At 67.1% G+C, this 14945-nt stretch carries 15 protein-coding genes; 14 read left to right on the forward strand and 1 reads right to left on the reverse strand.

Annotated features, from left to right (window positions below):
* Window positions 1–75 precede the first annotated feature (75 nt).
* The 12 genes from VGP60_RS29870 to VGP60_RS29925 all read left to right on the forward strand — a co-directional run bounded on the left by VGP60_RS29870 (window position 76) and on the right by VGP60_RS29925 (window position 11365).
* Window positions 76–1071: an LLM class flavin-dependent oxidoreductase gene (locus VGP60_RS29870; protein ID WP_327551472.1), complete on the forward strand. Its 996-nt coding sequence runs from the start codon at window positions 76–78 to the stop codon at window positions 1069–1071.
* A 404-nt stretch (window positions 1072–1475) separates the two neighbouring features.
* On the forward strand, window positions 1476–2273 hold the full coding sequence (locus tag VGP60_RS29875) for an ABC transporter permease (protein ID WP_327551502.1): 798 nt from the start codon (window positions 1476–1478) through the stop codon (window positions 2271–2273).
* A gap of 7 nt (window positions 2274–2280) precedes the next feature.
* On the forward strand, window positions 2281–3123 hold the full coding sequence (locus VGP60_RS29880; protein WP_327551473.1) for an MlaE family ABC transporter permease: 843 nt from the start codon (window positions 2281–2283) through the stop codon (window positions 3121–3123).
* Complete coding sequence (locus VGP60_RS29885; RefSeq protein ID WP_327551474.1) at window positions 3120–4382, forward strand: MCE family protein; 1263 nt, start codon at window positions 3120–3122, stop codon at window positions 4380–4382. The genes VGP60_RS29880 and VGP60_RS29885 overlap by 4 nt, the downstream gene beginning before the upstream one ends.
* Window positions 4379–5377: an MlaD family protein gene (locus VGP60_RS29890; protein WP_327551475.1), complete on the forward strand. Its 999-nt coding sequence runs from the start codon at window positions 4379–4381 to the stop codon at window positions 5375–5377. Before VGP60_RS29885 ends, VGP60_RS29890 begins: the two co-directional genes overlap by 4 nt.
* On the forward strand, window positions 5374–6357 hold the full coding sequence (locus VGP60_RS29895; protein WP_327551476.1) for an MCE family protein: 984 nt from the start codon (window positions 5374–5376) through the stop codon (window positions 6355–6357). Before VGP60_RS29890 ends, VGP60_RS29895 begins: the two co-directional genes overlap by 4 nt.
* On the forward strand, window positions 6354–7361 hold the full coding sequence (locus tag VGP60_RS29900) for an MCE family protein (RefSeq protein ID WP_327551477.1): 1008 nt from the start codon (window positions 6354–6356) through the stop codon (window positions 7359–7361). The genes VGP60_RS29895 and VGP60_RS29900 overlap by 4 nt, the downstream gene beginning before the upstream one ends.
* Complete coding sequence (locus VGP60_RS29905) at window positions 7358–8401, forward strand: MCE family protein (protein WP_327551478.1); 1044 nt, start codon at window positions 7358–7360, stop codon at window positions 8399–8401. Before VGP60_RS29900 ends, VGP60_RS29905 begins: the two co-directional genes overlap by 4 nt.
* On the forward strand, window positions 8401–9609 hold the full coding sequence (locus tag VGP60_RS29910; protein WP_327551479.1) for an MlaD family protein: 1209 nt from the start codon (window positions 8401–8403) through the stop codon (window positions 9607–9609). The genes VGP60_RS29905 and VGP60_RS29910 overlap by 1 nt, the downstream gene beginning before the upstream one ends.
* Window positions 9594–10103, forward strand: coding sequence for a hypothetical protein (locus VGP60_RS29915; RefSeq protein ID WP_327551480.1), 510 nt, complete (start codon window positions 9594–9596; stop codon window positions 10101–10103). The genes VGP60_RS29910 and VGP60_RS29915 overlap by 16 nt, the downstream gene beginning before the upstream one ends.
* The gene (locus tag VGP60_RS29920; RefSeq protein WP_327551481.1) at window positions 10100–10660 is read left to right on the forward strand and encodes a hypothetical protein; all 561 of its coding nucleotides are present in this window, start codon (window positions 10100–10102) and stop codon (window positions 10658–10660) included. Before VGP60_RS29915 ends, VGP60_RS29920 begins: the two co-directional genes overlap by 4 nt.
* Before the next feature lie 48 nt (window positions 10661–10708).
* Window positions 10709–11365, forward strand: coding sequence for a hypothetical protein (locus VGP60_RS29925; RefSeq protein WP_327551482.1), 657 nt, complete (start codon window positions 10709–10711; stop codon window positions 11363–11365).
* Between the two features lie 84 nt (window positions 11366–11449).
* On the opposite strand, the gene VGP60_RS29930 is transcribed toward VGP60_RS29925, so the two are convergent.
* Window positions 11450–12391 (reverse strand): RCC1 domain-containing protein, encoded by a 942-nt coding sequence (locus VGP60_RS29930; protein WP_414640423.1) that lies wholly within the window; start codon window positions 12389–12391, stop codon window positions 11450–11452.
* A 402-nt stretch (window positions 12392–12793) separates the two neighbouring features.
* On the opposite strand from VGP60_RS29930, the gene VGP60_RS29935 reads away from it, so the two are divergent.
* Together VGP60_RS29935 and VGP60_RS29940 are read left to right on the forward strand one after the other, a co-directional pair.
* Window positions 12794–13423, forward strand: coding sequence for a DUF6801 domain-containing protein (locus tag VGP60_RS29935; RefSeq protein ID WP_327551483.1), 630 nt, complete (start codon window positions 12794–12796; stop codon window positions 13421–13423).
* 77 nt (window positions 13424–13500) lie between these two features.
* Window positions 13501–14793 (forward strand): DUF6801 domain-containing protein, encoded by a 1293-nt coding sequence (locus VGP60_RS29940; RefSeq protein WP_327551484.1) that lies wholly within the window; start codon window positions 13501–13503, stop codon window positions 14791–14793.
* Window positions 14794–14945: the final 152 nt, after the last annotated feature.

A 14945-nucleotide genomic window follows, 5' to 3' on the forward strand; every position in this document is an offset into this window, starting at 1 on the left:
TCAGCAACTCCTATGTGGTGTTGATCGCCCCGCTTAGTGGGAAGAGTTCGGGCGTGACGGGCGTTGCACGTAAGCGTGACTTCTCTGTCTGACGTGCCACTGTCCGTGCTCGACCTCTCGCCCGTGGTGAGCGGGTCCGATGTCCGGGGAGCGCTGCAATGCACCCTCGACCTGGCCAAGCACACCGAAAGCCTCGGCTACAACCGCTACTGGCTCGCCGAGCACCACAACATGCCGGGTATCGCGAGCTCGGCCACCGCCGTCCTGATCGGACAGGTCGCCGCCGCGACCGAGACGATCCGCGTCGGCTCCGGCGGCGTCATGCTGCCCAACCACGCGCCGCTCATCGTCGCCGAGCAGTTCGGCACGCTCGAGGCGTTCCACCCCGGCCGGATCGACCTCGGCATCGGCCGCGCGCCCGGCTCCGACCAGCGCACCGCGCTCGCCATCCGCGGGCCGGGTGGCCTCTCCGCCGAAAACTTCCCGCAGCAGCTCGCCGAGCTTCGCGAGTACTTCGAGCCCGGTGAAGGCCGCGCGGTACGCGCCGCCCCGGCCGAAGGCAACAAGCCGCCGGTGTGGCTGCTCGGCTCGAGCGGCTTCAGCGCGCAACTCGCCGGGCAACTCGGCCTGCCGTTCTCGTTCGCGCACCACTTCAGCGCGGAGAACACCATCCCGGCCGTGCAGATCTACCGCAACGCGTTCCGGCCGTCCGAGGTGCTGCAGGAGCCGTACGTGATGCTCGGCGTCTCCGTGATCGCCGCCGAGACCGACGACCGCGCCCGCTGGCTCGCCGGCCCGGGCGGCCTCACCTTCCTCAGCCTGCGTCGCGGACGGCCCATCCCGCTGCCCACGCCCGAGGAAGCCGAGGCGTACCCGTACACCGAGATGGACCTCGCGTTCATCGAGGAGCGCTTCGACAGCAACATCGCCGGTTCGCCCGAGACCGTCCGGAAGGGACTGGAGACGTTGCTGGCGGACACCGACGCCGACGAGCTGATGATCACCACCATGGTCCACGACCACGAGGACCGGCGCCGCTCGTACGAAATCGTCGCCGACCTGGCGAAGTAGCCCCCGGCTCCCCACGCTACGAAGGGACCCTTCCTCTCAAGAAACGCCAGGAAGGTTCCCTTCATGGCGTTCCGGCGCCCACCTCGGAGAACATATCGACACTTTCCCGGGTGGCCGCGTGCGCAGGGCGCGCTTGGGAGCGCATGGCGTGCACTCGGGCGTGCACAGACTGCACTCAGAAGATCTTGTGCCATTCCTTATGCGGCGCCGACAAAAGTCGCGCGAGTAATTGTCATAAAAGTTCAAGAAAAAGAATGACCCTTGTTCCCCCGTGAGGGCAAAGTTAACGTACTGACCAGTAGCAAAGCCATCTGTCGGTACGGCCACTTTTCCCGATAATACGCCATTCGGAGCATTGGGGGAATCGCACCGACGCTATTCGCGTGACCGACTGCGGAGGTGTCGTGGGAATCCGGACATCCGGCCCGTCCTCCATTCCCGGCGCCGCCGCGCTGCGGGAAACAGGACGGTTGTACGCGCTGGCGTTGGACGTTCTCCGCTGCCTGTTCAAGCGCCCGTTCCAAGCCCGCGAACTCATCGGGCAGTTCTGGTTCATCGCCAGCGTCTCGATCCTGCCGACGGCGTTGGTCGCCATCCCGTTCGGCGCGGTCATCGCGCTCCACGTCGGCTCGCTGACCACGCAGATCGGCGCGCAGTCGTTCTCCGGCGCGGCCAGTGTGCTGGCGATCATCCAGCAGGCCAGCCCGATCGTCACCGCGCTGCTGATCGCCGGCGCGGGCGGTTCGGCGATGTGCGCCGACCTCGGGTCGCGCACGATCCGCGAAGAGATCGACGCCATGGAAGTTCTCGGCGTCTCCCCCGTCCAACGGCTGATCGTGCCGCGGGTGCTCGCCGCGATGGGCGTGGCGGTGTTCCTCAACGGCATGGTCAGCGTGGTCGGCGTGCTCGGCGGCTACTTCTTCAACGTCATCATGCAGAACGGCACCCCCGGCGCGTATCTCGCGAGTTTCTCCGCGCTGGCCCAGCTGCCCGACCTCTGGATCAGCGAGATCAAGGCGCTGATCTTCGGGTTCGTCGCCGCGATCGTCGCCTCCTACCGCGGGCTGAACCCCAAGGGCGGCCCGAAAGGCGTCGGCGACGCCGTCAACCAGTCGGTGGTCATCACCTTCCTGCTGCTGTTCCTGCTGAACCTCGTGCTCAGCACCCTGTACCTGCAGCTCGTTCCACCGAAGGGGATGTGAGGCCGCCATGGTGACCACCAGGGGCGAGCGCGTCCGAGGAGCGATCGACCGGCGATTCACCTTCTTGGATAGCTTGGGCGAGCAGATCCTGTTCTATCTGCGCGCCCTCGCGTGGGCTCCGCGCGCGATTCGCCGCTATGGCCGGGAAATCACCCGGCTGCTCGCGGAGGTCAGCTTCGGCACCGGCGCGCTGGCCGTCATCGGCGGCACCATCGGCGTGATGGTCGGGATGACGGTGTTCACCGGCACGGTCGTCGGCCTGCAGGGCTACTCCGCGCTCAACCAGGTCGGCACCTCGGCGTTCGCCGGGTTCGTCTCGGCGTACTTCAACACCCGCGAGATCGCGCCGCTCGTGGCCGGGCTCGCGCTGTCGGCCACGGTCGGCTGCGGGTTCACCGCCCAGCTCGGCGCGATGCGGATCTCCGAGGAGATCGACGCGCTCGAGGTCATGGGCATCCCCAGCATCCCGTACCTGGTGACCACCCGGATCATCGCCGGTTTCCTCGCCGTCATCCCGCTTTACGCGATCGGCCTGCTGACGTCGTATCTCGCGTCGAGACAGGTCACCATCTGGTTCTTCGGCCAGTCCGCCGGGACCTACGACCATTACTTCCTGCTGTTCCTGCCACCCGGTGACGTGCTGTGGTCGTTCGGCAAGGTGCTCGTGTTCAGCGTGGTCGTCGTGCTCGCCCACTGCTATTACGGTTTCCGCGCCAGCGGCGGTCCCGCGGGCGTCGGCGTGGCCGTCGGCCGGGGCGTGCGCACCGCGATCGTGGCGATCAGCGTGATCGACTTCTTCCTCAGCCTGGCGATCTGGGGCGCCACGACCACGGTCAAGGTCGCCGGATGAGCCGCAAACTGGGGGTCCGTACCGCCGGGGTCGCGTTCCTGGTGGTGATGGCGGTGTTCGTGACGCTGTCGATCCAGGTCTACAACAAGGATTTCGTCTCCTCGATCCCGGTGACGCTCAAAACGGACCGGGTCGGCAACCAGCTGCGCATCGGCGGCGAGGTCAAGACGCGCGGGGTCGTCGTCGGCGAGATCCGGACCATCCGCAGCACCGGCACCGGCGCGGAAATCGGCCTGGCGATGGAACCCGGGAAGATCGACAAGCTGCCCAACGACGTCTCCGCCTTGCTCATCCCCAAAACCCTCTTCGGCGAACGGTACGTCCAACTGTCCATTCCGGACCGTTCCACCGCACCGCACCTCACCGCGGACGACGTCATCCCGCAGGACCGATCGGCGAACGCGATCGAGCTGGAAAAGGTGTTCGACAATCTGCTCCCGGTGCTGCAAGCCGTGCAGCCGCAGAAACTCGCGACGACGTTGACAGCGGTGTCGACGGCGTTGCAGAACCGCGGCGAACAGCTCGGCCAGACGCTTTCCACCGCGGCCGGCTACCTGCGCGAGTTCAACCCGAACCTGCCGAAACTCGACGAAGACCTCCGCAATCTCGCGACCGTCACCCAGCTCTACGGCGACATCGCCCCGGATCTGCTCGACGCGCTCACCGAATCGGCGGTCACGCTGAACACCGTCGACGAAAAACGCGGGGAGCTGGCGAACCTCTATCCGCAGGTCACCTCGTCCTCGCAGGACGTCACCACGTTCCTGCGCAACAACAAGGACAATCTCATCGGACTCTCCGCGACCAGCCGGGGCCCGCTGGAGGTGGCCGCGCGCTACTCGCCCAGTTTCCCCTGCACCCTCCAGGCGCTGACCGCGCTCAAACCCGCGATGAACAAGGTGCTCGGCGCGGGCACGAAACAGCCCGGGCTGCACGTCGACGTCTCGGTGACCGACCCCCGCGGTCCGTACAGACCGGGCAAAGACGACCCGGTCTACAAGGCGGGCGGCGGACCGCGCTGCTACCCGAGCGGCGTCGTCCCGACCGAAGGCACCGCCGCGGTTCCGCCCGGCAGTGCAGCACATCCGCTGTTCCCCGGTGGCGAGGACGACCTCGGGGTCGCCAACTCCCCGCAGGAGCAGGAACTTCTCGCCACGCTGATCGCGCCTTCGCTCGGGGTCCCGGTCGCTCAGGTGTCCCCGTGGAGCAGCGTCCTGGTCGGGCCGTTGTACCGCGGCACGGAGGTGACCCTCAAATGAGGAACTTCGTCGGCCCACTCGTCAAGGGCCTCATCTTCATCGTGATCACCGTGCTCGCGACCACCCTGCTGGCCATCTCGATCACCAACACCGGCATCGGCGACACCGACCAGTACGGCGCGAAGTTCCTCGACGCCACCGCGCTCAACGTCGGTGACGACGTCCGGATCTCGGGTGTCCGGGTAGGACAGATCGAGGAGCTCGCCGTCGCCGACCAGAACCTCGCGCACGTGCGGTTCTCCGTCGACAAAGGACGGAAGCTGCCCGCCGACATCACCGCGGTCATCAAGTACCGCAACATGGTCGGCCAGCGCTACATCGCCCTCGTGCGCGGCAAAGGCTCGGCGGACACGCTCGCGCCGGGCGCCGAGATCCCGCTCGAACGCACCACGCCCGCGCTGGACCTCACCGATCTCTTCAACGGGTTCAAGCCGCTTTTCCAAGCCCTGTCACCGAACGACGTCAACCAGCTGTCCGGCGAGATCGTCCAGGTGCTGCAGGGCGAAGGCGGGACCGTCGAGAGCCTGCTGAGCCACACCGGTTCGCTCACCTCGACACTGGCGAGCCGCGACAGGGTGATCGGTGACGTCATCACGAACCTCAACTCGGTGCTGAAGAACATCAACGACAAGGGCGACTCACTGTCGACTTTGATCTCGACGCTGCGGCAGCTGGTGTCCGGCCTCGCCGGGGACCGGACGGCGATCGGCGAGGCGATCGAAGGCATCGGCGGGCTTTCCCAGGCCACCGCCGGGCTGCTCGACGTCGCCCGGCCGCCGTTGAAGGACAGCATCACCGGACTCGGTGATCTGTCCCAGAATCTCGCCAACGGCTCCGACGACATCAACAACCTGCTGGACAAGCTGCCACAAAAGTTCAACGAGATCGGCAGGCTCGGTTCGTACGCGTCGTGGATGAACTTCTACCTCTGTGAGGCGACCCTGCGCACCGATCCGCCGCGCGGCCTGCCCGTCACCGCTGCGAGGTGCCAGTGAAAACGTTCAAGGAACGCAATCCGTACGTACTGGGCGCCGTCGGCAGCCTGGTGATGGCCGCGCTGCTGACCGCGACCTTCAACTACGAGAACCTCCCCATCGTCGGCTCCGGCACGTTGTACGAAGCCGAGTTCTCCGAGGCGGCGGGCCTGCAGGCCGACGACGAAGTGCGGGTGGCCGGGATCAAGGTCGGCGAGGTCACGAGGGTCGAACTGGACGACGACCACGTGCGCGTCGGTTTCCGGGTCAAGGACGCGTGGGTCGGGAACAAGACCTCCGTCGAGATCAAGATCAAAACCCTGCTCGGCCGGAAGTTCCTTTCCCTGCACCCGATCGGCGACACCGAGCAGGACCCCCGGCAGCCGATCCCCCGCACCCGCACGGTGACACCGTACGACGTCACCGACGCGTTCAACGGGCTGGCGAACACCGTCGGCGCGATCGACACCGGTCAGCTGGCGGAGAGCTTCCGGACGATCTCCGACACGTTCAAGAACTCCCCCGAGCACATCCGCACCGCGCTCGACGGGCTGACCTCGTTGTCCAAGACGATCTCCTCCCGCGATGACCAGCTCGCCGAACTGCTCGACAACGCGCACAAGATCACCGGCACGCTCTCCGCGTCGAACGGCGACTTCGACAAGCTCCTCGACGACGGGAACCTGCTGCTCACCGAGTTGAACAACCGCCGTGACGCCATCCACGACCTGCTCGAGGGAGCACAGCGGCTCGCGACACAGCTTTCCGGTCTGGTGCGCGACAACCAGGGACAGCTCCAGCCCGCGCTCGACCAGCTGACCAAGGTCACCGACATCCTCAAGCGGCAGAACGCGAACCTCGAGAAGAGCATCCAGCTCGCCGGGCCGTACTTCCGTGTGGTGAACAACTCCGCCGGCAACGGCCGCTGGGTGGACAGCTACCTGTGCGGGCTGATCCCGGACAACCGCGATCCCTGCACGCCGCCGAGGGGCCACAAATGAACACGACCCGATTCCAGGCCGGACTCAACCGTTACGTCGCCATCGCCTTGGTGCTGGCGCTGGTGGTCATCGGCGTGCTGTGGTGGATCTTCTCCGGCAACGGCCAGCACAGCGTCACCGCGTACTTCAGCCGCGCGGTCGGCGTCTACAGCGGTTCGGACGTGCGCGTGCTCGGTGTCCGGATCGGACAGGTCGACACCGTCACCCCGCGCGGCGAGCAGGTCGAGGTCAAAATGACCGTCGACGGTTCGGTGGGGGTCGCGGCGGACACGAACATCCTCGTCATCGCCCCGAGTGTGGTGGCCGACCGGTACGTGCAGTTCTCGAAGCCCGCGCGCGGCGGCCCGCGGCTCGCGGACGGCGCCGTCGTCGGCATCGACCGCACGGGCACGCCGGTGGAACTCGACGAGCTGTACGCGAGCCTGAACACGCTCAGCACCGCGCTCGGCCCGGACGGCGCCAACGCCGACGGCGCGCTGTCCGACCTGCTCAACACGGGCGCGGCGAACCTGAACGGCAACGGCAAGTCGTTCAACGAGACCGTGCGCAACTTCGCCGACCTCGCGAGGACATTGGCGGGCTCGAAGAACGATCTCTTCGGCACGATCACCGAGCTGCAGAAGTTCACGACCATGCTGGCTGGCAACGACAGTCAGGTGTCGAGCGTCAACTCGCAGCTCGCGTCGGTGTCGACGAGCCTGGCCAACGACCGTGAGGAACTCGCGGGCGCGCTGAACACGCTCGGCGGCGCACTCGCCGACATCCAGCGGTTCGTCAAGGACAACCGCGCGGCCATCAAGTCCAATGTGGACAACCTGGTGGTCACCACGCAGACGCTCGTGAACCAGCGGGCCGCGCTCGCCGAAGCCCTCGACACCCTGCCGCTCGCGGCGGGCAACGTGCTCAGCGCCGTCGATCCGAAGACGGGCACGCTGCAGGGCCGGAGCGTGCTGCCGGACTACTACGACCCACCGCTTCCGCTGGTCACCGGAGGTGGGAAATGAAGCGCGTTCTCCTGGCGATGGCTTGCTGCCTGGCGGTTTCCTCCTGTTCGTCCGGTGAGTTCAAGGGTGTCTACGACCTCCCGCTGCCCGGCGGCGCCGACATCGGCGACCACCCGTACCGCGTCACCGTGCAGTTCGCCGACGTGCTCGACCTGGTGCCGCAAGCCGCGGTGAAGGTCAACGACGTGCCCGTCGGCCGCGTCGAGACGATCCGGCTCGGCGCCGACGGCTGGACGGCCGAGGCGGTCGTCGCCGTCAACGGTGACGTCGTGCTGCCGTCGAACGCGCTCGCGCGGCTGCGGCAATCCAGCCTGCTCGGGGAGAAGTTCGTCGAACTCGCGGCGGCGGACACCGACGCGTCCCCTGGCCGGCTGACCGACGGCGCGGTGATCACCACGGACCGCACCAACCGCAATCCCGAGTTCGAAGAGATCTTCGGCGCGCTATCGCTGTTGCTCAACGGTGGTGGCATCGGCCAGCTCCAGACCATCAACCAGGAACTGACCAAGGTGATGGCCGGGAACGAGCAGCAGATCCGGTCGTTCCTGTCCGGAGTGGACGAACTGGCGACCAATCTGGACGCACACCGCGGCGACATCACCGCCGCACTCGACGGGATGAACCGGCTGGCGACGACGCTGGCGAACCGGCGTCAGCAGGTTTCCGGCGCACTGACCGATCTCACTCCCGGCCTCAAGACGTTGACCGAGCAACGCACACAGCTGGTGACGATGCTCCAGTCGCTCGACGACCTGTCCGGGGTCGCGGTGGACACCATCACCAAGAGCAAAGCGGATCTCGTCGCCGATCTGACCGCGCTCGCGCCGATCCTCGAGCGGCTCGCGGAAGCCGGGGAGAGTCTGCCCCGGGCGTTGGAAATCCTGCCGACCTTCCCGTTCACCGACGCGGTGCTCGACGGGATCAAGGGTGACTACCTCAACGTGTACGCGACGATCGTGCCGGCCGACGGCGTCGAGCTCCCACCGCCCGGCGAGGGTGTGCCCGTCCTTCCGTTGCCGGGCACGGGAGGTCCCAGCTGATGCTGACCACCAAGGTACGGATCCAGGTGCTGGCGTTCGTGGTCATCGCGCTCACCGCGATGTCGTTCATCGGCGCCGACTACGCCGGGCTCGACCGGCTGTTCGGCGCCGGCGGATACGTCGTGCGGCTGCAGCTTTCCGACGGCGGCGGGCTGTTCACCAACAGCGAGGTCACCTACCGCGGGGTCGCGGTGGGCCGGGTCGGCGAGCTGCGGCTGACCGACACCGGGATGGAGGCGGACCTGATCATCAAGGACTCCGCCGAACCGATCCCGGTCAACTCGCAGGCCGTGGTGGCGAACCGGTCCGCGGTCGGCGAGCAGTACGTCGACCTTCAGCCGCGCACCGGCACCGGCCCGTTCCTCGGCGACGGCTCGGTCATCCCCCGCGAGTCGACCAGGCTGCCGCTGCCGGTGCAGGACCTGCTCGGCAACCTGAACTCGCTGTCCGCGTCGGTGCCGACGGACTCGCTGCGGACCGTCGTCAACGAGTTCGACGACGCGTTGCGGGGCGCCGGGCCGAACCTCCGGGCGCTGCTGGACTCAGCGAGCGAGTTCACCGACGCCGCGTCGCAAAACCTGCCGCAGACCGACAAACTGATCAACGACGGCGCCACGGTGTTGCAGACGCAGGCCGACTCGTCGCGGGAGTGGCGGGCCTTCAGTGAAAACGCCAGGCTTTTCGCGACGCAACTGTCCGCTTCGGACGGTGACCTGCGCGAGCTGATCAGCACCGCGCCGGGCGCCGCGACGGAGCTGTCGAGCCTCCTGCGGGAGAACAGTCCCGGGCTGCCGGTGCTGGTGGCCAACCTGCTGACGACGTCCCAGGTCTTCGCCACCCGGATCAACGGGATCGACGAGCTGCTGGTGAACACGCCCAAGGCCGTCGCGGCGACCTCGGCGGCCATCACCGCGGACAGCGGGCGGCTTTCGCTCGCGCTGACGTTCTACGATCCGCCGCCCTGCGACCAGGGCTACGAAAGCACAACCCGCCGGAGCAGCCGGGAAGTCACGTCAGTCCCGTTCAACACCGCGGCGGCCTGCACGCTGCCGCGGGGCGACATCAGCTCGGTCCGCGGGGCGCAGAACGCGCCCAAGGGCGGTGTCCCGGACGCGGTGGTGCCGGGCGGTTTCTCCGAGCCGCTGAGACTTCCCGGTCTGCAGCGGGTTTCGACGAGCCTCGAGGAGTTGCTGTGGCTTGGCAAATGAGGAAAACGGGCCCGATCGTGCTGCTGGCGGCTTCGGCGGTGTTCGCGGGGTGGGCGGGCTGGTCATGGCTGCGGGCGGCCAACGATCCGACGCTGGCGTACGTGAACGCCCGCGACGAGGCGTTGCGGGCCGGGCGTGAGCAGGTCGCCGTGCTCAGCACCCTCGACTACCACGACGTCAAGGGCGGGATCGGGCGCTGGCTGACGGCGTCGACCGGGCCGCTGCACGACAAGCTGGCGAGCACCGACGACAAGGCCAAGCAGACACTGGCCGACGGCAAGACCGTCGCCACCGGCAAGGTGCTGGACGCGGCGGTCAACGAGCTCAACGAGCACGCCGGGACGGCGAAACTGCTGGCGTCGGTGGAGATCACCGTCGCGAAGGAGGGAGTGGCGCCCGGTACCAAGCGCAACCGGTTCGCCGCACAGCTGACACGGACCGGCGACGGCTGGAAACTCAGCGCGCTCGACCAGGTCCCGGTGGGATCGCGATGAGCACCGACGTGGTTGAGCCCGAGGTGGAAGAGGTTCTGGTTACGCCCGGGCCTCGCCGGGCGCGGTTGCCGTTGCTGCTGGTCGCGGCCGCGGTGGTGCTCGCCGGGGCGGGAGCCTGGTTCACCGTCGAGGCGCACGCGCTCCGGTCGTCGGGGTCCGCCGCGAACCACGCGCTGGCCGACACCGGCGCGACGGCCGAGGTGAACTCGGCGGTGACGCTGTCGCTGAACCGGATCTTTTCCTATTCCTACGACAGGACCGAAGTGACCGAGCAGGCGGCGTCGAAACTGCTGCGCGGAAAAGCGCTGGACACCTATAACCAGTTGTTCGGCCAAGTGCGGCAACTGGCGCCGCGGCAAAAGCTGGTGTTGTCCACGAGAGTGGTGAGCTCAGCCGTGCAATCACTGATCGGCGATCAAGCGAAACTGCTCGTTTTCCTCGACCAATCCGCGACCAGAGCGGATAACGCCGCGATCAGTTCGGCCGCGTCCCAGCTTTCGGTCACGGCCGAAAAACAAAACGGCACGTGGGTCATCACCGACCTGACCCCACGCTGAAATATCAACCCCGAGATATCGATCCGGAGATAGACAAGGAGAACAAAGATGTTTTCTTCCGTGCGCCCGAAATACACCCGCAAACTCGGCAAGATGGCCGCTCTCACCGCCGCGACGACCATCGCGCTGGGCACCCTGGCCGCCACCCCCGCGTCGGCCGCCGACCCGGAGGAGTTCCCGGTGACGTTCGCCGTCACCGGCAGCACCGTGGTGAAGAAGACCGGCAGCACCGTCAACCTCGGCCCCGGCAAGCTGGACGGCGCGATCGTCATCGACGGTGACAACGTCGGGATCCGCGGCGACCTCTCGCTGCCGCCCTCCACGGCGAACATCTCGCTGGCGTCCGGGATCTTCTGGATCAAGGCCACCATCAAGGTCGTGCCCGCCGGCCCGATCAGCGGGGTCATCGCCAACGGCGACCTGGTCACGCACGCCAGCGTGAACATGGAGATCAGCGACATCCGGGTGGGCCTGATCGTGCCGATCATCCCGCTGCCCACAGTGCCGAACAGCTGCAAGACGGTCTCGCCCATCTCCATGGACCTGATCACCAAGAACGTCGACCTGTTCGCCCCGACCATCACCCAGACCGGGACCTACACCATCCCGTCGTTCAAGGACTGTTTCATCGCCGACCTGGCACTCGGCGCGATGGTTTCGGGCCCCGGCAACACCATCAGCCTGAACCTGACCTCCACCGTCTGACCCCACCCCCCACCCCCCCACCCCCGATGGCCGTGAAGGCCACATTGAGGGACTCAGAGTCCCTCAATGTGGCCTTCACGGCGTTCAGAGGCAGGGGGCGGAAGCGGAGTCGCGGAGGGCGAGGCTGAGCTGGCTTCCGGCGGACACGCCGAGCAGGGGCGCGCAGGCGTTGGGGGGCACGATGCTCTCGCTCCCGTCGGCGCTTCCGCCCCAGGCCCAGACCGTGCCGTCGGACTTCAACGCCAGGTTGTGCTTGTATCCGGCGTCGATGGCGACGACTCCCGAAGACACTTCGGCCGGCATGTCGAGCTGGGCGGAAGTGTTGTCACCCCAGGCGATCACGCCGCCGTTCTTGAGCGCGAGACTGTGCTGGAACCCGGCCGAGATCGCGGTGACGCCCGAGGTCGCCGCCGCGGGAACCGTGGCCTGGCCGAAGGTGTTCGACCCCCACGCGAGCACGCCGCCGTTCTTCAGCACCAGATTGTGATCCCCGCCCGCCGAAATCACCGTGACGCCGGAAGTGGCCGCGGCGGGCACGTCCGAGCGTGAACCCCAGCTGGTCACCTTGCCCTGCTTCAGCGCGAGACTGTGGAAATTGCTCGTGGAAATCGCGCTGACGCCGGAGGACAAGGCCGCCGGGATGGCCAGCTGGCCGTACCAGTTGTTTCCCCAGGCGAGCACCGCTCCGTTCTTCAACGCGAGCTCGTGCGCCCAGCCCGACTCCACAGCGGTGACCCCGGAGGCCGCGGCGGCGGGCACGTTCAACTGGCCGTAATGGTTGTCCCCCCAGGAAAGCACGGTGCCGTTCTTGAGGGCGAGCCCATTCAGGCCACCCGCGGAGATCTCGGTGACCCCGCTCGCCGCCGCGGCGGGCACCGCCGTTTTCCCGTAGTCGATCTGGCCCCAGGCAAGCACTCCGCCGGGCGCGGCCGCCTGCGCGACACCGGTGCCGAGGGTCGATCCGAGCACCAGTGCCGCCACGGCACCACCACGTGCCACCCGGGAGAAGACGACAGAATTCCGCAAGGCAGTCTCATTTCTCTTCAGTGAATGATCCTTCACATCAGCAGCCTCATCGCGCGATGCTAACCCGGGATGTCCGTGTTGCCGGCCACGGCCGATGTTTTTATCATCGGCGCACAAAAAACATCATCGCGACAATCGGGCACTGACAAGAAATCCATCACCGATGGTGACCAAAGCACTTTGTCGATACAGAGACTTGTTCCTTACGTAACTCGCGAGTAACCTCCATTTCAGTGGGCAAGCACACTGATGGGCGAGCACAGTGGTTCGGCTACATAAAAGCCTCCCACGCCGCTCCGGAAAACAAACTCCTTTTCGACGATCATGCGCAATAGACCGCCGAAAAGAAATATGGACAGCCATCCCCCGAGCCGTAAACTCTCATCAAAGGAGCTGACAGGTATGTCCCGTAAACTGAGCAAGTTGTCCGCCGGCGTCATGACCACGGGCGCGCTGGTCGGCGTCGGCCTCATGCTGGCGTCGGGCACCGCGTCGGCCGTCGATATTCCCTATCAGACCGGCACCGTGAGCTACACGTGCAACTTCCCCGCCATCGGGCAGCGGCCGCTGGCCGTCACGGCGGCGTTCAACGCGCCGGACAGTGTCCCGGCCGGCACCCCCGTCACCCCGAGCGGCATCACCGGCACGGCGTCGATCAGCAGTGCCATCCACGCGCTGCTGAACGCCGCCAACTACGACGGTGTGCGGGGCAAGGCGGACGTCCCGGTGACGATCACCAACGCGACCCCGGCCTCGGCCACCGTGACCGCCGTCGATGTGCCGACGCAGATCGCCAGCCCGTACGTCCCCGGACCGCTCACCTTCAACCTCGCCCAGGACGCGGGCACCGGTGTCCCGGCCCTCACCCCGACCGCCGCCGGCTCGTCGACGCTGTCGCTCGGCTCCACGATCACCGCGCCGCTCGAGTTCCACAAGAAGGACGGCACCTGGACGCCGTGGAGCTTCACCTGCAACGTGGCGACGAGCCCGGTGCAGAACAAGGCGTTCTCGCCGTCGCTCGCGGTGACCTGATCGGCACGATGAACAGGTCGTGAAGGGTGGCCGGAACCCCGGTCACCCTTCACGACAGGCACCTGAAAGGACACCTGTTGAACCGGACCCGGGCACTCACCGCGCTGGCACTGGCCGGACTCGTCGCCGCCGCGAACAGCGGGCTGGTGGGCGTCGGCTCGGCCGCGCAGGGTGAGCCGGATCCGGCTCCGCCTGCCGCGCCCGCCGGGCTGCACAAAGTGGACAAGGATCTGAAAGCCACCTGCGCCTTCGCCACACCGGCGAGTGTCTCGCTGCACGCGACGGCGACCCTGCCCGCGATGGTCCCGTCGGGACAGCCGGCCATCATCACCGACTTCGCGGTGAGACTCGTGCTGCCACAAGGTGTTCTCAATGGGGAGTCCGTCGAGGGTTCGATGGCGCTGGACGTCATCGCGGTGAACAAGGACGACAAGAAGCCGGTGACGGTCACGCTGAAGGTGCCCGCGACCCCGGTCCCCGCGGAAGGCGAGCTGACGCTCACCGCGTCCGGCGAGATCCCGGAGTTCGCCAAAAGCGAGCCGGGTCAGGTGCAGTTCACCGTCGGCGCGCCCACCCTGACCCTGGGCGCCGACGCGGTCCCCTGCACCCTCGACGCGGACCAGGACGCGGCGCTCGGCGGCGTCGTCGTGCTCGCACCCGCGAAGAAAACCCCGGCACCAAGCAGCGAGTCCACAAAGGACCCGGCGGGGGAAGTGGGCACCATGGACGCCCCGGACCCGAACGAGTTCACCCTCCAGCCCCAGCTGCTCGAAGGCTGGTCCACGGTCAAGAAGCTCGGCGCGAAAACCACCATCGGCCCCGCGTTCATGGTGAACGCCACGGTGAAGATCGCCGACGACGGCACCCTGATCGCCCGCGGCAACGTCTTCTTCCCGCCGTCGCGGGTGACCTTCCTGGCGTACGGCTTCATGCCGACCAGCGCCACGCTCGAGATGCTCCCGGTGGACTACCAGGACAGCCGCAACATCTTCATCGAAGCGTTCACCGACGGCATCACCGGCCACAGCCACGTCGACCTCATGGCCAGGATGAGCGACGCCAAGGTCAACGGCGTCCCGCTGGACGTCGGCCCGGACTGCGTCACCGCCACCCCCATCTCGCTCGACGTCACGGGCCCTTACGACGCTTTTGTCGGTGGCACGCTTCAGACCGACCCGGCCAACGAAGACCCCAAATACCAGGGCTTCACGCTCCCGCCCTTCAAAAACTGCGGCGCCACCGAGAACCTCAGCCCGCTGCTCACCGGCCTCTCCTCCGGCCCCGGCAACCAGGCACTGGTGAACATCCAGTCCTTCCTGCCCTGCGACCAGGAACCCGACCCCACCACCTGCCCACCACCCCCGAACTAACCCGCCACGCGCACGCACTTTGGCGAGAAAGCGCCTAGCCGACGGCCGCCATCTGTAGCGAAAATAGGCGCGGACCGGAGTCGACTCCTAGGTCGCGGCGCCGCTGTCGTCAGGTGGGGTCTCTTGGATACCGAGAGATCACGTGATGTCGA

This window comes from Amycolatopsis sp., assembly GCF_036008905.1.
GTDB lineage: Bacteria > Actinomycetota > Actinomycetes > Mycobacteriales > Pseudonocardiaceae > Amycolatopsis.